Origin of the sequence: Promicromonospora panici, assembly GCF_900608595.1 — a bacterium.
Taxonomy (GTDB): Bacteria; Actinomycetota; Actinomycetes; order Actinomycetales; family Cellulomonadaceae; genus Promicromonospora; species Promicromonospora panici.
In genome coordinates this window covers 42,460-65,231 of record NZ_UWYY01000012.1, presented here as the reverse complement: position 1 = coordinate 65,231, position 22,772 = coordinate 42,460, and the positions used below count along the sequence as shown (strand labels likewise).

Here is a 22,772-nt window from a genome sequence, read left to right as displayed (position 1 = left end):
TGTCGGTGACTGTGCTTAGAGTGCTGTTCTCGGAGGCGTTTGCGTCATATGGTCGCCTCCCGGGCCCTACGAGAGGGGATGTCATGACCGAGAACACGTCAGGATACAACCATCCCGAGCATGAGTCTTTGCCGAACCGCGACTACGAGCGCCAGATTGCCCTCCTCTCAGCCAAGAACGAGCGTCTCGCGGAGGCACTCCGCGCGGCGCGCGATCAGATCGTCGAGCTGAAGAAGCAGCTCGACGATCTTGCCAAGCCGCCGGGCACCTACGCCGTGTTCCTGGGCGCGCACACCGACGGTTCGGTGGACATCTCGTCCGCCGGCCGCAAGATGCATGTGTCCGCGAGCCCCAGCCTGGACGTCTCCCGGCTGAGCCCGGGCCAGGAGGTCAAGCTCAACGAGGCCATGACGGTCGTCGGCGCGGGCGAGTACGAGACCACCGGTGAGCTGGTGACCGTCAAGGAGATGCTGGGCGGCGACCGCGTGCTCGTGGTCGGCCGCGCGGACGAGGAGCGCGTGGTGCGCCTCGCCGGTTCCGTGATGGACGTTCCGCTCCGGGTGGGCGACTCGCTCACGGTCGACACGCGCAGCGGCTTCGTGTTCGAGGTCGTGCCCAAGTCCGAGGTCGAGGAGCTGGTCCTCGAAGAGGTCCCGGACATCGAGTACGAGGACATCGGTGGCCTCGGGCCGCAGATCGAGGCGATCCGGGACGCGGTCGAGCTGCCGTTCGCACACCCCGACCTCTTCCGCGAGCACGGGCTGCGCCCGCCCAAGGGCGTGCTCCTGTACGGTCCTCCCGGCTGCGGCAAGACGCTCATCGCCAAGGCGGTGGCCCACTCCCTGGCCGGGATGGTCGCTCGCGCCAACGGGGGCAACCCCGAGGTGAAGAGCTTCTTCCTCAACGTCAAGGGACCGGAGCTGCTCAACAAGTACGTCGGTGAGACCGAACGGCACATCCGCCTGATCTTCGCCCGTGCGCGGGAGAAGGCCAGCCAGGGCATGCCCGTCGTCGTCTTCTTCGACGAGATGGAGTCGCTGTTCCGCACCCGCGGCACCGGCCTCTCCTCGGACGTCGAGACGACCATCGTTCCGCAGCTCCTCGCGGAGATCGACGGCGTGGAGCGGCTCGACAACGTCATCGTGATCGGCGCGTCCAACCGCGAGGACATGATCGACCCGGCCATCCTGCGCCCGGGGCGTCTCGACGTGAAGATCAAGATCGAGCGGCCCGACGCCGAGGGTGCCAAGGAGATCTTCGGCAAGTACCTCACCAAGGAGCTGCCGATCCACGCGGACGACCTGACGGAGTACGACGGCAACATGGCCTCGGCTCTCGACGGCATGATCACCTCGGTCGTCGAGCGCATGTACTCGGAGGACGAGGAGAACCAGTTCCTGGAGGTCACGTACGCCTCCGGCGACAAGGAGACCCTGTTCTTCAAGGACTTCAACTCCGGCGCCATGATCCAGAACGTCGTGGACCGGGCCAAGAAGAACGCGATCAAGGACTTCCTGGCCACGGGGCAGAAGGGCATCCGCGTCGAGCACCTCCTGACCGCGTGCGTCGACGAGTTCAAGGAGAACGAGGACCTCCCGAACACGACGAACCCTGACGACTGGGCGCGCATCAGCGGCAAGAAGGGCGAGCGCATCGTCTTCATCCGCACCATCGTCCAGAAGAAGGGCGAGGGCGCCACGCCCCGCACGATCGACACCGTCCAGAACACCGGTCAGTACCTCTGACAGCCATCGGGGCAGGGTCCGCGTCCGTCCTACGGCGGGCGCGGACCCTGCCTCACCAACGGGACTACTCCGGCATAGGGTGGTGAACGTGAGCGTGCGTCGTGTGATGGGCATCGAGACCGAGTACGGGGTCCTGCAGCCAGGTCGACCCCTGGCCAACCCCATGCTGCTGTCGAGCCAGGTGGTGACGACCTACCGGGCGATATCCACGCGTGCCGAGGGCACGGGTGGCAAGGCACGCTGGGACTACGACGACGAGGACCCGCTGCAGGACGCGCGCGGGTTCCACCTCGACCGCGCCTCGGCGCAGCCGTCGATGCTGACCGACGACCCGGCGCTGCCCGCGCCGTCAGGCCCCGTGACCGGGCAGGTGCCCGTGGTGGAGCCCGGCCTGCCGGGCCGACGGCGCCGGGCGGGATCCATGCAAGAGGTCGAGCGGCCTGCCGCCGAGGAGTACGACGACCCGAGCGCCGCCAACGTGATCCTCACGAACGGCGCCCGCCTGTACGTCGACCACGCCCACCCCGAGTACTCGTCGCCCGAGGTCATGACGCCCGAGGACATCGTGCGCTGGGACGTCGCCGGCGAGCGGGTCATGCTGGCCGCCCTGCGGGAGCTGTCCGGCTTCCCCGGCAGCGAGGTGGTGCTCTACAAGAACAACGTCGACGGCAAGGGTGCGAGCTACGGCACCCACGAGAACTACCTGGTGGACCGCGCACTTCCGTTCACCACGCTCGCCGAGCTGATCACACCGTTCCTCGTCACGCGGCAGGTGTTCACCGGCTCCGGCCGCGTGGGCCTGGGCGCGACGAGCGGAACCGCCGGCTACCAGATCTCGCAGCGCGCGGACTACATCGAGGCCGAGATCGGCCTGGAGACGACGCTGCGCCGTCCGATCGTGAACACCCGCGACGAGCCGCACGCCGACCGGCAGCGGTGGCGACGCCTGCACCTCATCCTCGGCGACGCCAACCTGATGGAGGTGCCCACGTACCTGAAGACCGGCACGACGTCGCTGGTCCTGTGGGTGCTGGAGCATCTCGACGAGCTGGCCGAGGCCGGGGTGGACGCCCGCACCGAGCTCGCCGCCCTCCGGCTCGCCGCGCCCGTGAGCGACGTGCAGAAGGTCTCACGCGACCTTTCCCTGACCGCGCCGCTCGACCTGGCTGACGGCCGGACGATGACGGCGCTGGAGGTCCAGGGGGAGGTAGCCGACGTCGTGCGGCGCTCCCTGAAGGTGCTCGGCACCGACACGGAGTCGGACGCCGTGCTGGACCGCTGGGCGTCGGTCGTGGAACGGCTCGGTGCCGACCCGGCGTCCTGCGCGCGCGAGGTGGAATGGGTCGCCAAGATGCGGCTGCTGGACCGCCTGCGCTCGCGCGACAACCTGGAATGGGACCACCCGCGGCTGCACGCGATGGACCTGCAGTGGTCCGACGTGCGCCCCGAACGCGGTATCTACCACCGGCTGCTCGCCAAGGGCGCGGTGGACCGCATCGTCGACGAGGAGAGCGTCGCGCGAGCGGTGCAGCACCCGCCGACGGACACGCGCGCCTACTTCCGGGGCGAGGTGATGGCCCGCTACGGGAGCCAGATCTCGGCGGCGAGCTGGGACTCCGTGATCTTCGACGTCGACGGGTCCCAGGCGCTGCAGCGCGTACCGATGCTCGACCCGACCCGCGGCACGCGGCGCCACATCGGCGCTCTGCTCGACGCGAGTCCCGACGCCGCGGCCCTGCTCGCGGGACTCTCCGGGAGAAGGTGACCTTCGATGTCAGTGTCACCGTCTAGGGTCAAGATCTGAGGTCAGGGCCTAGGCTTCGAGACCAGCACCACGTCAGAGAATCACCAGGAGGCGACCATGGCCGGTCAGGAAAGAATCAACCCGTCACACGAGGACCGCACTCCCGACGACGACGCCGAGACCCCGGCGCCCGCCGCTGCCGCAGCGCAGAAGGACGACGACGAGGTCGACGCCCTGCTCGAGGAGATCGACGAGGTGCTGGAGACCAACGCCGAGTCGTTCGTTCGTGGATTCGTCCAGAAGGGTGGGCAGTGAACCTGAGCGCAGACCGCACCACAGGACGACTCCCGGACGCCTTCCTGCGTCCGGGATCGTCGTCCTTCGTGGATTTCCTGGCCGAGCATGCCCCCGACCGGCTGCCCGGGAACCGGAGCGTGCCCGCGGGCATGACCGACCCGGCGACCCTGTCCCCGCACGCCACCACGATCGTGGCGCTGACTTTCGACGGCGGTGTGCTGATGGCGGGTGACCGCCGCGCCACCGCCGGGAACATGATCGCGAGCCGCAGCATCGAGAAGGTGTTCCCCGCCGACGAGTACTCGGCGGTCGGCTTCGCGGGCTCCGCAGGCATCGGGCTGGAGCTGGTGCGCCTCTTCCAGCTCGAGCTCGAGCACTACGAGAAGATCGAGGGCTCCCTGCTCTCGCTCACCGGCAAGGCGAACCGCCTGGCCACGATGCTGCGGGGCAACCTGCAGATGGCGATGCAGGGGCTGGCCGTGGTGCCGCTGTTCGCGGGCTACGACCTGGACAAGGACACCGGCCGCATCTTCAGCTACGACCCGACCGGCGGCCGGTACGAGGAGCACGAGCACCACGGCGTGGGCTCCGGCTCGGTGTTCGCGCGGGGTGCGCTGAAGAAGCTGTGGCGACGCGGGATGGACGCCGATGCCGCGACCCGGGTAGCGGTCGAGGCGTTGTACGACGCCGCGGACGACGACTCTGCCACGGGCGGCCCCGACACCGTGCGCGGCATCTACCCGATCGTCGCCACGGTGTCCGTGGACGGCTACGAGCGGATCGAGAGTGCGGAGATCGCCCGCGTGGCGGAGCAGATCGCGGCGGAGCGTCGCGAGAGGGGGTCGCTCGCATGAACATGCCGTTCTACGTCTCGCCCGAGCAACTGATGAAGGACCGGGCGGACTTCGCCCGGAAGGGCATCGCCCGCGGCCGGTCCGTGGTGGTGCTCGCCTACGACGGCGGCATCGCGTTCGCCACGGAGAATCCCTCGCGTGCCCTGCACAAGATCTCGGAGATCTACGACCGCATAGCGTTCGCTGCGGTCGGCAAGTACAACGAGTTCGAGAACCTGCGGGTGGCCGGTGTCCGGTACGCCGACATGCGCGGCTACTCCTATGACCGGTCGGACGTGACGGCCCGGGGCCTGGCGAACGCGTACGCGCAGACGCTCGGCACCGTGTTCATCACCGAGTCCAAGCCGCTCGAGGTGGAGATCGTCGTCGCCGAGGTGGGCACCGAACCGGCGGACGACCAGATCTACCGGCTCACCTACGACGGCACGGTGGCGGACGAGCACAGCTTCGTCGTCATGGGCGGGCAGGCCGAGCAGCTCGGCCGGCGCGTCAAGGACGGCTGGCGCGAGAACATGTCCCTCGGAGAGGCGCTGCGGCTCGCCGTCGCGGCGCTCGGGTCGGGTGAGGGCTCGTCGTCGCGCACCATCGACGCCGCGCAGCTCGAGGTGGCGGTGCTGGAGCGGGACCGGCCACGGCGGGCGTTCCGGCGGCTGACCCGGCAGGTGCTCGCCGACCTGCTGGCCGAGGGCGGGGAGGCGGTGTCGGGCGCCACGGCTCGCGCTGACGACCTCCCGCCCGCCGACGACGTCCCGGCCGGTCCGGCGACGCCGGGCATGGGCACAGCGGACACGGCGCCGTCGGACGCCGTCGACGCTGTCGACACCACCGAGCCGGACGCCGAACCGGAGTCACCCGACGAGTCTCCGACCGATGAGTCTCCGACCGACGAATCGCCGACCGAGGAATCCCCGACCGACGAGTCCGCGACCGAGGAGAAGCCCGACGAGGGGCCGGACACCTCCGGCACCACGCCTGGCACCGACCGCTAGCAGCAGGTTCCGCGAACAGGGAGGGGAAGTCCATGGACCGCAGGATCTTCGGTCTCGAGACCGAGTACGGCGTGACGTGCGCGGCGGACGACGGGCGTGGCCTGTCGGCTGACGAGGTCGCCCGATACCTGTTCCGGAAGGTGGTGGCGTGGGGCCGTTCCTCGAACGTGTTCCTGAGGAACGGCTCCCGCCTGTACCTCGACGTCGGCTCCCATCCCGAGTACGCGACGGCGGAGTGCGACGACGTGCGCCAGCTCGTCTCGTACGACCGGGGCGGGGAGCGCATCCTGGAGGGCCTCGTGGCCGACGCGCAGCAGCGCCTCGAGCACGAGGACCTACCCGGCAAGATCCACCTGTTCAAGAACAACACCGACTCCGCGGGCAACTCCTACGGCTGCCACGAGAACTACCTGGTGCGCCGGTCCGGGGACTTCTCGCGGCTGTCCGACGTGCTCGTGCCGTTCCTCATCACCCGACAGATCCTGGTCGGGGCCGGGAAGGTGCTCTCGACCCCGCGAGGGGCGGTGTTCTGCCTGTCCCAGCGCGCCGACCATATCTGGGAGGCCGTCTCCAGCGCGACGACACGGTCGCGCCCCATCATCAACACCCGAGACGAGCCGCACGCCGACGCCGAGCTGTACCGCCGGCTGCACGTCATCGTGGGCGACTCGTCGATGGCGGAGCCCACCACGATGCTCAAGGTGGGCACCACCGACCTGGTGCTGCGCCTGGTCGAGGCGGGCGTCCCGATGCGGGACCTCACGCTGGAGAACCCGATCCGCGCGATCCGGGAGATCAGCCACGACCGCACGGGCAAGCACGCGGTGACCCTCGCCAACGGCCGGACCATGACGGCCATCGAGATCCAGTCGGAGTACTACGAGCGCGCACGCGAGCTCGTGGAGGCCAACCTCGAGGTCACACCGGTGGTCAAGCAGGTGCTCGACCTGTGGGAGCGCGGGCTGCGCGCCCTGCAGGCAGAGAACCTGTCCCTCGTGGACCGCGAGCTGGACTGGGCCATCAAGCTCAAGCTCATCCGGCGGTACCAGGAGAAGCACGGCATGGGTCTCGACGACCCGCGTATCGCTCGGCTCGATCTGGCCTACCACGACATCTCCCGCACGGAAGGGCTCTACAACCTGCTCGCGGCACGCGGCATGGTGGAGCGGGTCACCACCGACCTGGAGGTCTTCGAGTCCACGGCGCTCCCGCCGCAGACCACGCGGGCCAAGCTGCGGGGCGACTTCGTGCGGGCGGCCCAGGAGGCCCGGCGCGACTACACGGTCGACTGGGTGCACCTCAAGCTGAACGACCAGGCGCAGCGCACCGTGCTGTGCAAGGACCCGTTCAAGAGCGTGGACGACCGGGTGGAGCGGCTCATCGAGAGCATGTGACGCCAGAGGCATGCCCCCGGAGCCGGCCACGCGCCGGTTCCGGGGGCGTTGTCGTCCCAGGGGGTGGTCCCGTTCCGGAGGTGCCGCCGGTTCCGGAGACACCGTTGCGTCATGGGAGACTCTGTCGGTGAGCTCCTGGGTACGCGTGATCGTCGGTGCGCTGGCAGCGGCGGCGGTGACGGTGACCACGGCGTGCGCCCCGGCCTCGCTGCCGGTCGACGTCGGCCCAGCGCCGACGTCGTCGGCGTCGCAGGCCCCGCTCCAGGTCACGGGCTCGGCCGGCGCCCCGCCACAGCTCGAGTACAAGAAGCCATTCTCCGTGGTGCAGACGGGCTCGCGGACGGTATGGCCCGGCACGGGTGACGTGCTGGAGCGGGACGACCCGGTGCTCCTGAACCTCTACGCGGAGGACGGTCGCGACGGCACGGAGCTGCAGAACACGTTCCGTACGGCGCCCGTGGCGTACACGATGACCGAGAAGTCGCTCGGTAACCACCTCTTCGAGGCCCTGGAGGGCAATCGGACCGGAGCCCGCCTCTCACTCATGGACGAGCAGGACGGCGTCCCCGTCCTCCTGGTCGTGGACGTGCTGCCCGCCCGCGCGTCGGGTGAAGAGGGCGAGCCGCCGGGCGAGGGCCTGCCGCAGGTGCAGCTCGACGACCTCGGGGCGCCGACCGTGCGCATCCCGGGCGACGTCGAACCGCCGTCGGAGCTGGTGGTGCACCCGCTCGTGCGCGGGACGGGGCCGCAGGTGCGGGCCGGCCAGATCGTCACCGTGGAGTTCACCGCCGTGCGCTGGAGCGACGGCGGGGTGGTCGACACGACGTGGACCGAGGGCTCTCCGCCGCAGTCCGCGGAGATCGGCATCGGCCGGCTCGTCGAGGGCTGGGACCAGGGCCTCCTGGAACAGACCGTCGGCTCGCAGGTGATGCTGGTGGTACCGCCGCAGGACGGCTACGCCAACACCAAGAGCCGGCTCGCCGGCGAGACCGTGGTGTACGTGGTCGACATCCTCGACGCGCACAAGGCGGTCGCCGAGGAAGAACCCGAGAAGAAGAAGGAGGGCTGATGTCCGTCGCGATCCGCGTGATCCCGTGCCTGGACGTCGACGCAGGCCGAGTGGTCAAGGGCGTCAACTTCGCCGACCTGCGCGACGCCGGCGACCCGGTCGAGCTCGCCGACCGGTACGACGCCGAGGGCGCCGACGAGCTCACGTTCCTGGACGTGTCGGCCTCTTCTGGCGACCGGCAGACCATGGTCGACGTGGTACGCCGCACCGCCGAGCAGGTCTTCGTGCCGCTCACGGTGGGCGGCGGCGTCCGCTCGACGGACGACGTCGACCGGCTGCTGCGCGCCGGCGCCGACAAGGTCGGGGTGAACACCGCGGCCATCGCGCGGCCCGAGCTGATCTCCGAGATCGCACAGCGGTTCGGCTCCCAGGTACTGACCCTGAGCGTCGATGCGCGCCGGGTCACCGGCGACGTCACCACCCCGTCGGGCTACGAGGTCACCACGCACGGCGGACGCCGCGGCACCGGGATCGACGCCGTGGAGTGGGCCGAGAAGGCAGCGGCACTGGGCGCGGGAGAGATCCTGCTCAACTCCATGGACGCCGACGGCACCACCGCGGGGTTCGACCTGGAGATGCTGCGCGCGGTGCGCGAGCGGGTGAACGTTCCGCTCGTCGCGTCCGGCGGCGCGGGCACGCCTCAGCACTTCGTCGAGGCCGCCGAGGCGGGGGCGGACGCCGTCCTGGCGGCGTCGGTGTTCCACTTCGGCACACTGACAGTGGGCCAGGTCAAGGACGCGATGCGCGCGGCGGGCATCGTCGTCCGCTGACAGGTCCGTGACCAGCACACCACGCTTCCCTTGACCTCAACCTAAGTTGAGGGTTTAGCGTCGTCGACGCCCAGGGCGAAAATACCGTCGAATCGATTCCCGGGTCGTGAGAAAATTGACCAGTCCCCGAGGAAGCGAGGTTTTGCCGTGCCCACAGATGCCCCGCGATCCAGACCGATGGCCCTGACCGGCTCCCGTGTACGCCGGTCGCTCGCACTCATGTGGCGCGGCATGCGCTCCCACCCCGGCCTGTACGTCCTGGCCGTGGGCGCGTCAGGCCTCTTCGGCGCCCTGACCGTCGCCGTGAGCCGTGCGGTCGGCTGGGCCACCGACTCCATAGTCGTCCCGGCCATCGCCGGCGACGAGGCCGCCCAGGACCGGATCTGGCTCGGCGGCCTCGTGCTCGCAGCGGTCGCGCTGACGCTCGCCCTGTCCGTCGCCGGACGCCGCATCTGGGCGGGCTTCGGCGTCACCCGCATCCAGGCCGACCACCGCACCGCCCTGACCCGCCAGTACCTGCGCCTGCCCGCGTCCTGGCACCGCGCGCACCCCGCCGGCCAGCTCCTGAACCACACCACCTCGGACACCGAGGCTGCCACCGGCGTCTTCAACCCCCTGCCGTTCGCGCTCGGCGTCGTGGTCATGATCGGCGTCTCGGTCGCCATGCTCCTGACGATCGACCCCTGGCTGGCGCTCGCGGCGCTCGCGATCATCCCGGTCACCGTCGCCGTGAACGCCGTCTACCAGCGGCACATGTCGCCGGCCGTGACCAGGGCGCAGCGCCTGCGCGGCGACGTCGCCGACGTCGCGCACGAGAGCTTCGAGGCCGCGCTGCTGGTCAAGTCGCTCGGCACCGAGAACCGTGAGGAGGACCGGTTCGGCGCCCGCACGCAGGAGCTGCGCGCCGCGAACGTCCGCGTCGGCATCGTCCGCTCGCTGTTCGACCCCGTGATCCAGACCCTGCCGGCCGTCGGCACGCTGCTGGTGCTCGGTATCGGCACCTGGCGCATCTCCACCGGCGACGTCGTCCCGGGCGACATCGTCACTGCCGCCTACCTGCTGACGATGATGACCGTGCCCGTGCAGGCGTTCGGCTGGGTGCTCGGCGAGCTGCCGCGCGCGCTGGTCGGCTACGAGCGCATCGCGCAGGTCGTCGACTCGACCGGGGCGCTCGCCTACGGCGACGCCCGGCTGCCGCGGACGGCCGGCCAGGCCGGCCTCGCCGTCCGGCTGGCGGACGTCGGCGTCGACGTGCCGGCGATCAGCGGCGCGCGTGGTCGCCCGATCACGCTGCTCGACGGCGTGGACGTGGACGTCGAACCCGGTACGACGGTCGCCGTGGTCGGCACCACGGGGTCCGGCAAGACGACCCTGGTGAGCCTCCTCGCCCGGCTGTCCGACCCGACGCGCGGCAGCGTCCTGCTCGACGGCGTCGACGTGCGCACCCTGGCCGACGGCGAGATCCCGGCCCAGGTCGCGTTCGTCACGCAGACCACCTTCATCTTCGAGGACACGGTGCGCGGCAACGTGACGCTCGCGGATGCGGGCGCACCGGAGGCGCCGTCCGACGACGAGGTGTGGGAGGCCTTGCGGCTCGCCCGGCTCGACGAAACGGTGCGCGAGCTGGCCGGTGGCCTCGACGCGCCGCTGGGCGAGCGTGGCGCCAACCTGTCCGGCGGGCAGCGGCAGCGCCTGGCGATCGCGCGCGCCCTGGTGCGCGGCCCTCGGCTGCTCGTGCTCGACGACGCCACCAGCGCCGTCGACCCGCGGGTGGAGCAGGAGATCCTGCGCGGTCTGGCCGACCGGGTCGACGATCAGGCGGCCTCGGGGCCCGGGCCGGAGGCCGGGAACCGGCCGGGCACGACGGTGATCATGGTCGCCTACCGCATGTCGTCGGTCGCGCTCGCCGACCGCGTCATCCACGTCGACGGCGGCCGCGTGGTCGACACCGGCACGCACGACCAGCTGATGGCCCGCGACGCCGGTTACCGCGAGCTCGCGACGGCCTACGAGGTCGAGACCGAGCGCCGCGAGAAGGAACGGGCCGACGCCGCCGCCGCAGGTGCCCTGGACGACGAGCTGGAAGAGGTGGCGGGATGACCACGGCGACGGACGAACCCGACGTGACCGACGTGCCCGAGGACCTGCTCGACGCCGACGGTGCCCGCATCGAGTCGACGAGCCACCTCGGCGTGTTCGCGACGCTGCGCCGCGGGATCGAGATCAGCCCCGAGATCACGCGCGGGCTGTGGATCACGCTCGGCCTGGCGACCCTCGCGGCCACCGGCCGCGTCGTGGTTCCGCTCGCGGTGCAGCAGACCATCGACGTCGGCATCCTGGCCGACGCCGGGCCCGACGCCGGCCGGGTGGCGCTCCTGGCGTCGCTCGCGGCGGGGGCGCTCGTGCTGGCCGGGCTGTGCGCGGCGCTCGTCAACGTGCGGCTGTTCCGCTCGGCCGAGGCCGGGCTGGCGACGCTGCGGATCAAGGCGTTCCGCCACGTGCACGACCTGTCGACCCTCACGCAGAACACCGAGCGCCGCGGCGCCCTGGTCTCGCGGGTGACGAACGACGTCGACACGGTGTCACTCTTCGTGCAGTGGGGCGGCATCATGCTGCTGGTCAGCGCGCTGCAGATCGTGGTGGCGACCGGGCTGATGCTGGTCTACTCGCCGATCCTCACGGCGGTGGTGTGGGTCGCCTTCGTGCCGATGTTCCTCGTGATCCGGTACGGGCAGAGGTACGTGAACCGGGCCTACACGCTGGTGCGCGAACGCGTCGGGGCGATGCTGGGTGCTATCTCCGAGTCGGTCGTGGGCGCCGAGACGGTGCGCGCGTACGGCGTGTCCGAGCGCACGGGGCGGCGCATCGGCGGCGCCATCGAGGAGACGCGCGCCGCGCAGGCCCGCTCGCAGGTCCTGGTGGCCGGGACGTTCTCGTCGGGTGTCCTGATCTCCAACCTGGTGCTCTCGATAGTCGTGGTCGTGGGCACGCTGCTCGGCGTGGGCGGCGGCCTGACGGCGGGCCAGCTCGTGGCCTTCCTGTTCCTGGTCCAGCTGTTCACCGGGCCGGTGCAGATGGCTACCGAGATCCTGAACGAGCTGCAGAACGCGGTGGCCGGGTGGCGGCGCGTGATCGCCGTCATCGAGACCCCGGTGCAGGTGGCCGAGAAGCCGGACGCGGTGACGCAGGAGCGCGGGCCGGCCCGCGTGACGCTGCGCGACGTCCGGTTCGCCTACCCGAACGGGCCCGAGGTGCTGCACGGCGTGACGCTGGACCTGCCGCCGCGGACCAAGGTGGCGGTGGTCGGGCAGACCGGCTCCGGCAAGACCACGATCGCGAAGCTCGTCACCCGCCTCATGGACCCGACGGCGGGCGCCGTGGAGCTGGACGGCGTGGACCTGCGTGATCTGTCGTTCGCCTCGCTGCGGGAGCGGGTGGTGCTCGTCCCGCAGGAGGGCTTCCTCTTCGACGGAACGGTGCTGGCCAACGCGGCCTACGGCCTCCGCACCCCGCTGGGTGCTGGGTCTTCGCCCGATCAGGACCCCGCGGAGGGGCGAATCTCCAGCACTCAGCGGGCCGCCGTGGAGGGGGCGTTTGCTGAGCTCGGGCTGGCCGACTGGGTTGCCGACCTGCCGGACGGGCTCGACACGGAGGTGGGGCAGCGGGGCGAGGCGCTGTCGGCGGGGGAGCGGCAGCTCGTCGCCATCGCCCGCGCCTACCTCGCGCAGCCGGACCTGCTCGTGCTCGACGAGGCGACGTCGGCGGTAGACCCAGCGACCGAGGTGCGCATCGCGCGGGCCCTGGACTCCCTGACGGCCGGCCGGTCCACGATCACCATCGCGCACCGCCTCTCCACCGCGGAGGCGTCCGACCTGGTGGTGGTGGTGGACCAGGGCCACGTGGTCGAGTCGGGCCCGCACGACGAGCTGGCCGCGGCCGGCGGCATCTACGCCCGCATGCACGCCAGCTGGGTCGCGCAGACGAGGTAGGCTGCCGCCCCACCCGGCGCGAACCGAAGGTTGAGTGTCGGCCTGGCGCCGAACCGCAACCTACGTGTCGACCTGGCGGCGAACCGCAACCTACGTGTCGATCGGACCCGAGCCGGACGTTCAACCTTCGGCTCGACGACAGGGTTGACCCGTGAGTTTCGGTTCGGCGCCGGTGGTGTACGGCGAGTGGACGCGTAACTTGCGGCTCGGCGCTAGCTGGACCGGTCGGGGGCAGGCGAGTTCCGTCCGGCGTCCGGCGTGCGGCGTGCGGCGTGCGGCGTGCGGCGTGCGGCGTCCGGCAGTTCGGTGTTGTGGCACGAGCAACGCGGCACGCGGCATGTCGGACGGCGTGGGGCGCGATCGCCGGTCCAGTGGTGTGGGCGCGTGACGCCAGAGGAAGAACTGGTGTCATAGGACAGCACCTGTCGACGGCGGGAGAGCCTTTTGACCGTGACCACATCCGTGGTCGTACGGGACTTGTGCACAGACCGCCGTTTGCGCGAACAACGAGCCCCCGCGACCAGCGTTGTCTGGGCGCATGGGACGAAAGATCGAGTTACCAGTCGAGCTCGCGATCATCGCCAAGGCCCAGGAAGGCCTGATCACTACACAACAGTGCCGCGAGCTCGGTGTGTCGCTCACGCGGATCGCGCGTCAGCTCGATTCGCGTGCCTGGAAGCGTGTAGCTCGCGGCCTGTACGACACCGACCCGACGCCGATCGCGTCGCGGCATCCGGACCGCCGTCGCCGTCGGGCCGCGTTCGCCGCGAAACTGGCGCTCGGTCCTGAGTCGGTGGTGGTCGGCGCCTGTGCGCTCGCGCTCCACGGCGTCTGGGGTCTACCGATCGCGCTCGTGCCGCAGGCCACGCTTCCGGGCGGGCGACGGGCGTACTCGCGCGACGGAATTCACGCCCGGATGTTCGACGACCGGATGACCGTGACCGAGGTGGACGGGATTGCGGTGGCGACGGTGGCCTGGGCCCTGGTGCAGGCCGTGCCCGAGCTGGACCGGATCCATGCTGTCGGAGTGATGGACAACGCCCTGAACAGGAGATTCATCACTTTCGACGAGCTGGAGGAGGTCCACGCCAAGTGTCGTGGTCGGCGGGGGATTGCCACGCGCCATGACTACTTCGGCGAGGCCGACGCGAGATCTGAGTCGCCGTCGGAGACCCGCGCCAGGCTCGATTGCATCGACAACGGCGTTCCCCCGGATCACCTGCAGGTGCCGGTGCGTGACCTGTCCGGCGTCGAACGCAGGGGTGACCTGGGGTGGGACCTCAAGGACGGGCGAATCGTGATCGCTGAGATCGACAGCGACGAGTATCACGACGGGACGCGTCTGGACGCGGATCTGGAGCGCCACAACGACCTCACGGCGGTCTCGGCGATCGTGCTGCACTTTCGAAAGTCGGCCGTCTACACGCCCGGTGCGATCTCGGGGAAGGTTCGCGCGACGCTGGAGCTGCACAACGGCGGACCCTCCTGACGATTGAGCGGCCTCACAGCTCGGCGGCTCAGTATCCGGCCGGCGCCGAACTGCACGGTGCGGCTCGACTCCGGCGTCGAACCGCAGGTTACGCGTCTGGCCTCCGACGTCGAACCGCAGGTCGTTGTCGGCCCCCGTCGTCGAATCGAAGGTTGCGCGTCCGGGTCGGGTCTGATCGACGCGTGGGTTGCGGTTGGGCGCCAGATGGGCGGTCAACCTTCGGTTCGGCGGGCAGGTGGACGAGTGAGTTTCGGGCCGACGGCGGAGATCACAGCGCCGTCGGCCCGCGACGTGGCAGGATTCTCAGGTGCCCGAAGTTCTCGACCCCACGATCTCAGCCCGGCTCAAGCGGGACGACGCCGGCCTGGTGGCCGCCGTCGTACAGCAGCACGACACGGGCGAGGTGCTCATGGTCGGCTGGATGGACGACGAAGCCCTGCGCCGCACCCTCACGGAGGGGCGCGTGACCTTCTGGTCCCGCAGCCGCAAGGAGTACTGGCGCAAGGGCGACACGTCCGGGCATGCCCAGTACGTCAAGTCCGTGAGCATGGACTGCGACGGCGACGCCCTGCTGGTCCAGGTGGACCAGGTCGGCGCCGCGTGCCACACCGGCACGCGCACCTGCTTCGAGGCCGGAGGCGACCTGGGCGCCGTGGTGGGAGAACGTGACGAGCCGGACCACACTGAGCAGTACGGCAACCCGCAGAACGAGGAGATCCGGTGACCCAGCTCGACACCCAGCTCGATCCCCACGAGGCCCGCACGGCGACCGCACCCGCCGACCTGCCCTGGGGTCGCACCTGGCCGAGCCTCGGGGAGTTCCGGGAGATGGCCGCCGACCGCCGGGTGATCCCGGTGGTCCGTCCCCTCCTCGCCGACGACGCGACGCCCGTCGGCCTCTACCGGACGCTGGCGCAGAGCAAGCCGGGCAGCTTCATCCTGGAGTCGGCGGAGTCCGACGGCGTCTGGGCGCGCTGGTCGTTCGTCGGCGTCGCGTCCCGCGCCACGTTGACCAGTGACAAGGGCCAGGCCGTCTGGACGGGGGACGTCCCGGTCGGCATCCCCACGGAGGGCGACGTCGTCGACGTGCTCGAGGTGGCCCTCACCGCGCTCCGCACGCCGGGCGTGCCGAACCTGCCGCCGCTCACCGGTGGCCTGGCGGGCGTGCTGGGCTGGGACATCGTGCGCCACTGGGAGCCCACGCTCCCGGCGACCGCCCCGGACGAGGTGGGCGCGCCCGAGCTAGCCCTGTGCCTGGCCACCGACCTCGCCGTCGTGGACCACCGCGAGGGCACGGTCTGGCTGGTCGCCAACGCGATCAACGGCGACGCGACCGACGCGCGCGTCGACGAGGCGTACGCGGACGCCGTGGCACGGCTCGACGCCATGGAGGCGCAGCTCGCCGCCGGCGCGCCGCGCGTCACGTCCGTCCTCGTCGACGACGCGCCCGAGCCGCAGCTCGAGTTCCGGTCCACCCAGGACGAGTTCGAGAACGCGGTGCTCGCGGGCAAGGAGGCGATCCGCGACGGCGAGGTGTTCCAGGTCGTGCTCTCCCAGCGCCTGGACCTGGACTGCCCGGCCGACCCGCTCGACGTCTACCGCGCCCTGCGCACCGTGAACCCGAGCCCGTACATGTACTACTTCCACCTGGCCAAGCCGGACGGCGCGGAGTTCGCCGTCGTCGGCTCCAGCCCCGAGACCCTCGTGAAGGTGGACGACGGTCACGTCACCACCTACCCGATCGCCGGGTCCCGGCCACGCGGTGCGCACCCGGAGGAGGACGCGGAGCTGGGCGAGGAGCTGCTGGCCGACCCCAAGGAGCGGGCCGAGCACATCATGCTCGTCGACCTGTCCCGCAACGACATGGTGAAGGTGTGCGAGCCGACCAGCGTCGAGGTGGTCGAGTTCATGAAGGTGCGCCGGTTCAGCCACATCATGCACATGTGCTCGACGGTGGTGGGCCGGCTCCGCGCCGGCCGCACCGCCCTGGACGCCCTGCGGGCGACCTTCCCGGCGGGCACGCTCTCGGGAGCTCCCAAGCCCCGGGCGATCGCCCTGATCGACGAGCTGGAGCCCGCCTCCCGCGGCATCTACGGCGGCGTGTGCGGCTACTTCGACTTCGGCGGCAACATGGACATGGCCATCGCGATCCGCACCGCGTACATCGCGGACGGCCGCGCCAGCGTCCAGGCCGGCGGGGGCATCGTCGCCGACTCGGTGCCGGCCCTGGAGTACGCGGAGTCCCGCAACAAGGCCGCCGCGGCGGTGCGAGCCGTACAGCTCGCGTCCCGCCTGGCGCCGTTGCGTGCCGAGCCGTTGCGTGCCGAGCCGTTGCGTGCCGAGCCGTTGCGTGCCGAGCCGGCGCGCATCGACGGAGGCGCCAAGTGACCCGTACGCGCACCGTCCTCGCGCTGCTCGTCCTGGGCGGGCTGACGTTCGGCACCGGCTCGCCGACCTGGGTGACCACCACGGTGGCCACGGCCCTGGAGCCCGAGGTAGCCGTCGCCGCCTCGGGGACCTCGGCCGCGCCGGGCGTCGGCGCCGGGGCGCTCGTGCTCCTGGCGGCCGGCATCGCCTGCGCGCTCACGGGGCGCGTGGCCCGGTACGTCGCGCTCGTCGTCGCGGCGGCCGCCGGGGTGCTCGTGGTGACGAGCACGCTCGTGGTCGTCGGCGACCCCACGCCCGCCGCGACCGCCGCCGCCTCCGCGAGCAGCGGTGTCACCGACCTCACCTCGCCGGTCACGCTCACCGCGTGGCCGTGGGCCGCGGTCGCCACCGGCGTGCTCGCCGTCGTCGTGGCGGTCTGGGGCGCGGTCGCGGCCCGCGGCTGGACGGCGACGTCGGGCCGGCACGAGCGTGCGGACGCCGCGGCGTCGGCGGGCGCGACCGCCGGCGCCGCCTCCGGCGCCACGACCGCACCCGGCGGCGAGCCCGGCACCTCGCCCGACGACGGCGCAGCCGCCGGGCCGGACGACGAGATCGACCCCCACGACGCCTGGGACGCGCTGTCCCGCGGCGACGACCCCACGGGCCGCTGACCTCGCGCTGAGCCGCTAGGCTGAGCGCGTACCGCACGACACGAAAGGCACCCACCTGCAATGACCGACAACAAGCCCGAGATCGCCTACCTGCCGCCGGGCGTCCCTCCGACCAACCACGGCCACACGGTCGCCGCGTGGGTCACGATGGCAGGCATCACGCTCGGGGCGCTGATCTCCGCGTTCGGCCTCGTACTGGCCGCGTCGTCGCCGTCGGGGCTGGTCATGTTCGTGGTCGGCATGGTCGTGGTCGCCGCCTCGCTGCTCGTCGGCCTGGTTCTGCGCAACCTGGGCAAGGGCCAGAAGAAGGTCCAGCGGTAGGTCCACGATGACCGAGCTCGCGATGGCCGCACGGCCCGCCCCGTACCCCCGGAACAGCCTGGGGGCCTGGTCGCTCGTGCTGGGCATCGCCTCGGTGGTACTGGCGCTGGGAGCCATCACCGGCATCCCCGCCATCATCATCGGCAACCAGGGCCGCCGAGCCGTCCGCGCCGGCGAGGCCGACAACGAGGGCATGGCGCTGACCGGCGTCGTGCTGGGCTGGATCTCGCTGGCGATCCTGGCCGCGGTGATCGTGCTCGTGATCGTGCGCTTCGTGGTGGGTGGGCCCGATTCCTGAAGCAGCCGCCCGGACCACCGCGAGGCGGGCGCTCCGGGCGCCGCTGCTGGCCGGAGCGGCGGTCGGCGCGGCCACGCTGCTGGTCGCCGTCCGTGACCCGCACGCACGCGGCTCCTACGGGTTCTGCCCGCTGCTGGAGCTGACCGGCCTGGCCTGCCCGCTGTGCGGCGGCCTGCGTGCCACGCACGACCTGGCGCACCTCGACCTCGCGGGCGCCTGGTCGGCGAACGCGCTGTGGACCGTGAGCGCCCCCGTGGTGGTGGTCCTGTGGCTGACCTGGCTCGTGGCCGCCGCCCGCGACCGGCCCGTCAAGGGCTTGTCCGGCACCGCGGGCTGGGTCACGCTCGGCGTCGCTCTGGCGTTCTTCGTAGCCCGCAACCTCCCCGGTCTGCAGCCCTATCTGACGCCGTGGCTCTGACCCTGGTGCGGACCCTGGTTCGGATGCCGGCACCGGCCCCCGCGACGATCCCTGACCTGGCCAGGTGATCCCCAGCCAGTTCTCGGCCGGCTCCCGGCCCGGGATCTGACGGTACGTCGTCTCACGGTCCGGGAGTGGTCAGGACCACACCGTCGATCCGCCTACGATGGCCATGGGGGCGAACGTCCCGACAAGCGTATGAGGCAGTCCATCGCATGAGGTCGTAGACGAGGGCAGAGCAAGGGCACGGGGAGGCTCATTACATGTCGGTCCTGGAGGACATCGTCGCGGGGGTTCGTGAGGACCTCGCGGAGCGTGAGGCACGTGTGCCTCTCGACGCGCTCAAGGAGCGCGCCACCGCGGTGCCCGGGGCCCTCGAGTGCCTCGGCCGCCTGAAGCAGGCGGACGCCGTATCGGTGATCGCCGAGGTCAAGCGCTCGAGCCCGAGCAAGGGCTCGCTCGCGCAGATCGACGACCCGGCGGCGCTCGCCGTCGAGTACGAGACCGGCGGCGCGTCCGCGATCTCGGTGCTCACCGAGCAGCGCCGGTTCAACGGCTCGCTGGCCGACCTGGACGCGGTGCGCGGCCGGGTCGACGTCCCCGTGCTGCGCAAGGACTTCATCGTGACGCCGTACCAGGTGTGGGAGGCCCGCGCGCACGGGGCCGACCTGGTCCTGGTCATCGTGGCCGCCCTGGAGCAGACGGTGCTCGAGTCGCTCGTCGAGCGCGTGCACTCGCTCGGGATGACCGCGCTCGTGGAGGCCCACAACCTCGAAGAGGTCCGCCGCGCCGTGGACGCCGGGGCGCGGGTCGTGGGCGTCAACGCCCGCAACCTGAAGACCCTCGAGCTCGACCGCGGCCTGTTCCGCAGCCTCGCCGAGTACATCCCGGACGACGTGATCAAGATCGCGGAGTCCGGCATCCGGGGCCCGCACGACGTGATGGAGATGGCCCGCGCCGGTGCCGACGGCGTACTGGTGGGCGAGGCTCTCGTGACCGACCGTGCCCCGCGTGCTTCGGTGGCCGACCTCGTCGCAGCGGGCTCGCACCCGTCGCTGCGGTCCGTCCGTCCAGCTTGAAGGGATCCGACGTGATCAACGTGAAGCTGTCCGACGTCTCCGGCCCGTACTTCGGCCAGTACGGCGGGCGGTTCGTGCCCGAGGCGCTCATCACCGCGCTCGACGAGCTCGACACCGAGTTCCGCAAGGCGGCCGACGACCCCGAGTTTGCGGCCGAGCTGCAGCGCCTGCACCGGGAGTACACGGGCCGGCCGAGCCCGCTGACCGAGGTGCCGCGGTTCGCGGCGCACGCAGGCGGCGCGCGGGTGTTCCTCAAGCGCGAGGACCTCAACCACACGGGCTCGCACAAGATCAACAACGTGCTCGGGCAGGCCCTGCTGGTCAAGCGCATGGGCAAGAAGCGCCTCATCGCGGAGACGGGGGCGGGCCAGCACGGCGTCGCCACCGCTACCGCGGCCGCCCTGATGGACCTCGAGTGCGTGGTCTACATGGGCGAGGAGGACACCCGGCGGCAGGCGCTGAACGTGGCGCGGATGCGCCTGCTCGGTGCCGAGGTCGTGCCGGTGAAGATCGGCTCGCGCACCCTCAAGGACGCCATCAACGAGGCCCTGCGCGACTGGGTGGCCAACGTCGAGACGACCCACTACCTGCTCGGCACCGTCACCGGGCCGCACCCGTTCCCCGAGATGGTGCGCCAGTTCCACCGCATCATCGGCGAGGAGGCGCGCGAGCAGATCCTGGAGCGCGCCGGCCGGCTGCCCGACGTCGTCGCGGCGTGCGTGGGCGGCGGGTCCAACGCGCTCGGCATCTTCAACGCGTTCCTCGACGACAAGGACGTCGAGCTGCGCGGCTTCGAGGCCGGCGGCGAGGGTATCGAGTCGGGCCGCCACGCGGCCCGGTTCAGCGGCGGCGCGCTGGGCGTGCTGCACGGCGCCCGCTCGTACCTGCTGCAGGACGACGACGGCCAGACGCTGCCCAGCCACTCCGTGTCCGCGGGCCTGGACTACCCGAGCGTCGGGCCGGCGCACGCCTGGCTGCACGACCTGGGCCGCGCCACCTACGAGCCGGTGACCGACGACGAGGCCATGGAGGCGTTCCGCCTCCTGTGCCGTACCGAGGGGATCATCCCGGCCATCGAGTCGGCGCACGCCCTCGCGGGCGCCATGCGCGTCGGCAAGGGCGCGGCGGCCGAGGGCCGCACGGGGCCGGACGGCGAGCCGCTCCTGATCCTCGTGAACCTCTCCGGTCGCGGCGACAAGGACGTGGCGACGGCGGCTCGCTGGTTCGGGCTGCTGGACGGCGCCGACAACGGCGTCGCCGCGGAGGAGCTCGAGCGGCAGGAGGGCCGGGGATGAGCACCGTGACAGAGCGAGCCACCGGCTCCGGCACCGGCGACCTGATCGCCCGCCTGCGCGAGGAGGAGAACCGGCCTGCCCTCGTGGGCTACCTGCCCGTCGGCTACCCGACGGTGGACCGGTCGATCGAGGCGTTGAAGACGCTCGTCGACCACGGCGTCGACATCATCGAGCTCGGCATCCCGTACACCGATCCCGTGCTGGACGGCCCGGTGATCCAGGCGGCCGCGCAGGGCGCGCTCGACGCCGGCGCCCGCGTACGGGACGTGTTCCGCGTGGTGCGGGAGCTGACCGAGTACGCGCCGCACGTCCCCGTGCTCGTCATGACCTACTGGAACCCGGTGCTCAAGTACGGGCCGGACGCGTTCGCGCACGACCTGGCCGCCGCGGGCGGCGCCGGGCTCATCACGCCGGACCTGATCCCGGACGAGGGTGCCGACTGGCTTGCCGCCAGCGAGGCGCACGGGATGGACCGGGTGTTCCTGGTGGCCCCGAGCTCGTCGGTCGAGCGGCTGCGGCTCACCGTGGACGCGTCCCGCGGGTTCGTCTATGCGACCTCGCTCATGGGCGTGACGGGGGAGCGGAGCCAGGTGGGCTCGCGCGCCGAGCAGCTGGTGGCCGACACGCGCGCCGCCGGCGCGACCAACGTCTGCGTGGGCCTTGGCGTCTCCACCGGCGCGCAGGCCACCGAGGTGGGCCGCTTCGCCGACGGCGTCATCGTCGGCTCCGCGCTCGTGCATCCGCTGCTGTCGGACGGCCCGCTGGCCGACGACGAGTGGGCGGTCCGTCTCACGAATCTCGCCCGGGTGACGGAGGACCTGGCAGCCGGGGTACGGTCGGCGCGCGCTACCGCGCCCGCCGATGCACCCACCGGCGCGACCACCGCTTCCGGAGAGGCACCGTGACGCTGCTGACCGCACTGCCGACCGCTCTGCCACTTGAGCTGTCTGCGGTGCTGCCGGCCGCTGTGACGACCGAGATACCCAGCCCCGCCGAGCACACCTGGTACCTCGGGATCTTCCCGCTGCGCGCCTACGCGCTGGCGATCCTCGCCGGCATCGTGATCGCCGTCTGGATGACCGCGAGGCGGTGGAAGGCGCGCGGGGGCAACCCCGAGGACGTCCTGGAGATCGCGTTCTGGGCGGTGCCGTTCGGCATCGTCGGCGGCCGGATCTATCACGTGCTCTCGTCGCCGGACAGGTACTTCGGCGAGGACTTCTCCGGCGGGGGCGACCCCGTCAAGGCGTTCTACGTCTGGGAGGGCGGCCTCGGCATCTGGGGCGCGGTGGCGCTCGGCGCCGTCGGGGCCTGGATCGGCTGCCGCCGCCTGGGCGTCCGGCTGTCGTCCTTCGCCGACGCCGTGGCGCCCGGCCTGCTCGTGGCGCAAGCCGTGGGCCGGCTCGGCAACTGGTTCAACCAGGAGCTGTACGGGCGGCCCACCGAGCTGCCCTGGGGCCTGCACATCGACGCCGAGTACCTGGTGTCCAACCCGGCGACCGGCGTGGCGTACCCGGAAGGCACGCTGTTCCACCCGACGTTCCTGTACGAGCTCCTGTGGAATCTCGCGATGGCCGGAGTTCTGCTGTTTCTCGACCGTCGGTTCAAGTTGGGTCATGCGCGGGTATTCTGGGCGTACGTCCTGCTCTACACTCTCGGACGGGTCTGGATCGAGATGCTCCGCATCGACGATGCGGAGCTGGTGCTGGGGCTCCGCCTCAACGTCTGGACCTCGATCCTCCTGGGCCTCGCGGCCCTGGTGGTCTCGATAGTGCTGGCTCGCAAGTTCCCCACCAGGGAAGAGTCGGTACTGCTGCGGCCACGGGACGACGATCCGTCGGCCGGACCCGAGGCCGAGCCAGAGCCCGACCCAGAGCCTGACCCAGCAAGTGAAGAGACGGGCACGGCAGCCGCCGAGCCCGAGGAGAAGAAGACAGCAGCAGTGGAGGAGTCCGACGCGGACACCTCCGCGCGCACCTGAGGGGC

Annotated in this window: 20 protein-coding genes and 1 pseudogene; all 21 read left to right on the top strand. The window is 71.3% G+C overall.

The genetic code is table 11. The annotated features are described in order from the left end of the window. Positions 1-83: 83 nt before the first annotated feature. The 21 genes and pseudogenes from arc to lgt all read left to right on the top strand — a co-directional run bounded on the left by arc (position 84) and on the right by lgt (position 22,767). A complete protein-coding gene (gene arc / locus EW117_RS15180; RefSeq protein WP_129787555.1) occupies positions 84-1,745 on the top strand; it encodes a proteasome ATPase in 1,662 nt (553 codons plus the stop codon). Positions 1,746-1,851: 106 nt separating this feature from the next. Then, positions 1,852-3,510 (top strand): depupylase/deamidase Dop, encoded by a 1,659-nt coding sequence (dop, locus tag EW117_RS15175; protein ID WP_129787703.1) that lies wholly within the window; start codon positions 1,852-1,854, stop codon positions 3,508-3,510. Positions 3,511-3,606: 96 nt separating this feature from the next. After that, positions 3,607-3,804, top strand: a complete 198-nt coding sequence (locus EW117_RS15170; RefSeq protein WP_121383395.1) for a ubiquitin-like protein Pup — start codon at positions 3,607-3,609, stop codon at positions 3,802-3,804. Further along, complete coding sequence (prcB, locus tag EW117_RS15165; protein ID WP_422890955.1) at positions 3,801-4,640, top strand: proteasome subunit beta; 840 nt, start codon at positions 3,801-3,803, stop codon at positions 4,638-4,640. Before EW117_RS15170 ends, prcB begins: the two co-directional genes overlap by 4 nt. After that, a pseudogene (prcA, locus tag EW117_RS15160) lies at positions 4,637-5,323 on the top strand (proteasome subunit alpha); the annotation flags it as partial. The gene prcB and the pseudogene prcA, both read left to right, overlap by 4 nt. A 338-nt stretch (positions 5,324-5,661) precedes the next feature. Beyond that, positions 5,662-7,023: a Pup--protein ligase gene (gene pafA / locus EW117_RS15155; RefSeq protein ID WP_129787553.1), complete on the top strand. Its 1,362-nt coding sequence runs from the start codon at positions 5,662-5,664 to the stop codon at positions 7,021-7,023. A 127-nt stretch (positions 7,024-7,150) separates the two neighbouring features. After that, positions 7,151-8,092, top strand: a complete 942-nt coding sequence (locus tag EW117_RS15150; RefSeq protein ID WP_242504310.1) for an FKBP-type peptidyl-prolyl cis-trans isomerase — start codon at positions 7,151-7,153, stop codon at positions 8,090-8,092. Then, on the top strand, positions 8,092-8,862 hold the full coding sequence (gene hisF, locus EW117_RS15145; protein ID WP_129787552.1) for an imidazole glycerol phosphate synthase subunit HisF: 771 nt from the start codon (positions 8,092-8,094) through the stop codon (positions 8,860-8,862). The genes EW117_RS15150 and hisF overlap by 1 nt, the downstream gene beginning before the upstream one ends. A gap of 177 nt (positions 8,863-9,039) precedes the next feature. Continuing rightward, complete coding sequence (locus EW117_RS15140; protein ID WP_165362717.1) at positions 9,040-10,962, top strand: ABC transporter ATP-binding protein; 1,923 nt, start codon at positions 9,040-9,042, stop codon at positions 10,960-10,962. Continuing rightward, on the top strand, positions 10,959-12,851 hold the full coding sequence (locus EW117_RS15135; RefSeq protein ID WP_129787551.1) for an ABC transporter ATP-binding protein: 1,893 nt from the start codon (positions 10,959-10,961) through the stop codon (positions 12,849-12,851). The genes EW117_RS15140 and EW117_RS15135 overlap by 4 nt, the downstream gene beginning before the upstream one ends. 538 nt (positions 12,852-13,389) lie before the next feature. Then, a complete protein-coding gene (locus EW117_RS15125) occupies positions 13,390-14,340 on the top strand; it encodes a type IV toxin-antitoxin system AbiEi family antitoxin domain-containing protein (RefSeq protein WP_129787550.1) in 951 nt (316 codons plus the stop codon). A 307-nt stretch (positions 14,341-14,647) separates the two neighbouring features. Next, positions 14,648-15,064 carry a phosphoribosyl-AMP cyclohydrolase gene (hisI, locus tag EW117_RS15120; protein ID WP_129787549.1) on the top strand — a complete coding sequence of 139 codons (417 nt, stop codon included), beginning with the start codon at positions 14,648-14,650 and terminating at the stop codon, positions 15,062-15,064. Then, positions 15,061-16,728 (top strand): anthranilate synthase component I, encoded by a 1,668-nt coding sequence (locus tag EW117_RS15115; protein WP_277986467.1) that lies wholly within the window; start codon positions 15,061-15,063, stop codon positions 16,726-16,728. The genes hisI and EW117_RS15115 overlap by 4 nt, the downstream gene beginning before the upstream one ends. Beyond that, positions 16,725-17,378, top strand: a complete 654-nt coding sequence (locus EW117_RS15110; RefSeq protein ID WP_129787548.1) for a Trp biosynthesis-associated membrane protein — start codon at positions 16,725-16,727, stop codon at positions 17,376-17,378. The genes EW117_RS15115 and EW117_RS15110 overlap by 4 nt, the downstream gene beginning before the upstream one ends. A gap of 60 nt (positions 17,379-17,438) precedes the next feature. Then, positions 17,439-17,699, top strand: coding sequence for an HGxxPAAW family protein (locus tag EW117_RS15105; protein ID WP_129787547.1), 261 nt, complete (start codon positions 17,439-17,441; stop codon positions 17,697-17,699). 7 nt (positions 17,700-17,706) lie between these two features. Beyond that, the gene (locus tag EW117_RS15100; RefSeq protein WP_129787546.1) at positions 17,707-17,997 is read left to right on the top strand and encodes a DUF4190 domain-containing protein; all 291 of its coding nucleotides are present in this window, start codon (positions 17,707-17,709) and stop codon (positions 17,995-17,997) included. Beyond that, positions 17,981-18,415, top strand: coding sequence for a DUF2752 domain-containing protein (locus EW117_RS15095; protein ID WP_129787545.1), 435 nt, complete (start codon positions 17,981-17,983; stop codon positions 18,413-18,415). Before EW117_RS15100 ends, EW117_RS15095 begins: the two co-directional genes overlap by 17 nt. Positions 18,416-18,678: 263 nt before the next feature. Beyond that, positions 18,679-19,494 carry an indole-3-glycerol phosphate synthase TrpC gene (gene trpC, locus EW117_RS15090; RefSeq protein ID WP_129787544.1) on the top strand — a complete coding sequence of 272 codons (816 nt, stop codon included), beginning with the start codon at positions 18,679-18,681 and terminating at the stop codon, positions 19,492-19,494. Positions 19,495-19,505: 11 nt separating this feature from the next. Then, complete coding sequence (gene trpB / locus EW117_RS15085) at positions 19,506-20,789, top strand: tryptophan synthase subunit beta (protein ID WP_129787543.1); 1,284 nt, start codon at positions 19,506-19,508, stop codon at positions 20,787-20,789. Beyond that, positions 20,786-21,694: a tryptophan synthase subunit alpha gene (gene trpA / locus EW117_RS15080; protein ID WP_129787542.1), complete on the top strand. Its 909-nt coding sequence runs from the start codon at positions 20,786-20,788 to the stop codon at positions 21,692-21,694. The genes trpB and trpA overlap by 4 nt, the downstream gene beginning before the upstream one ends. Next, positions 21,691-22,767, top strand: a complete 1,077-nt coding sequence (gene lgt / locus EW117_RS15075) for a prolipoprotein diacylglyceryl transferase (protein WP_129787541.1) — start codon at positions 21,691-21,693, stop codon at positions 22,765-22,767. Before trpA ends, lgt begins: the two co-directional genes overlap by 4 nt. Positions 22,768-22,772 lie beyond the last annotated feature (5 nt).

Bases quoted from the DNA above. Each gene is read 5' to 3' on its own strand.
- EW117_RS15100 (WP_129787546.1), top strand. From the start codon at position 17,707: ATGACCGAGCTCGCGATGGCCGCACGGCCCGCCCCGTACCCCCGGAAC.
- EW117_RS15170 (WP_121383395.1), top strand. From the start codon at position 3,607: ATGGCCGGTCAGGAAAGAATCAACCCGTCACACGAGGACCGCACTCCC.
- EW117_RS15125 (WP_129787550.1), top strand. From the start codon at position 13,390: ATGGGACGAAAGATCGAGTTACCAGTCGAGCTCGCGATCATCGCCAAG.
- EW117_RS15140 (WP_165362717.1), top strand. From the start codon at position 9,040: ATGGCCCTGACCGGCTCCCGTGTACGCCGGTCGCTCGCACTCATGTGG.
- trpA (WP_129787542.1), top strand. From the start codon at position 20,786: ATGAGCACCGTGACAGAGCGAGCCACCGGCTCCGGCACCGGCGACCTG.
- hisF (WP_129787552.1), top strand. From the start codon at position 8,092: ATGTCCGTCGCGATCCGCGTGATCCCGTGCCTGGACGTCGACGCAGGC.
- trpC (WP_129787544.1), top strand. From the start codon at position 18,679: ATGTCGGTCCTGGAGGACATCGTCGCGGGGGTTCGTGAGGACCTCGCG.
- EW117_RS15105 (WP_129787547.1), top strand. From the start codon at position 17,439: ATGACCGACAACAAGCCCGAGATCGCCTACCTGCCGCCGGGCGTCCCT.
- dop (WP_129787703.1), top strand. From the start codon at position 1,852: ATGGGCATCGAGACCGAGTACGGGGTCCTGCAGCCAGGTCGACCCCTG.
- EW117_RS15135 (WP_129787551.1), top strand. From the start codon at position 10,959: ATGACCACGGCGACGGACGAACCCGACGTGACCGACGTGCCCGAGGAC.
- arc (WP_129787555.1), top strand. From the start codon at position 84: ATGACCGAGAACACGTCAGGATACAACCATCCCGAGCATGAGTCTTTG.
- pafA (WP_129787553.1), top strand. From the start codon at position 5,662: ATGGACCGCAGGATCTTCGGTCTCGAGACCGAGTACGGCGTGACGTGC.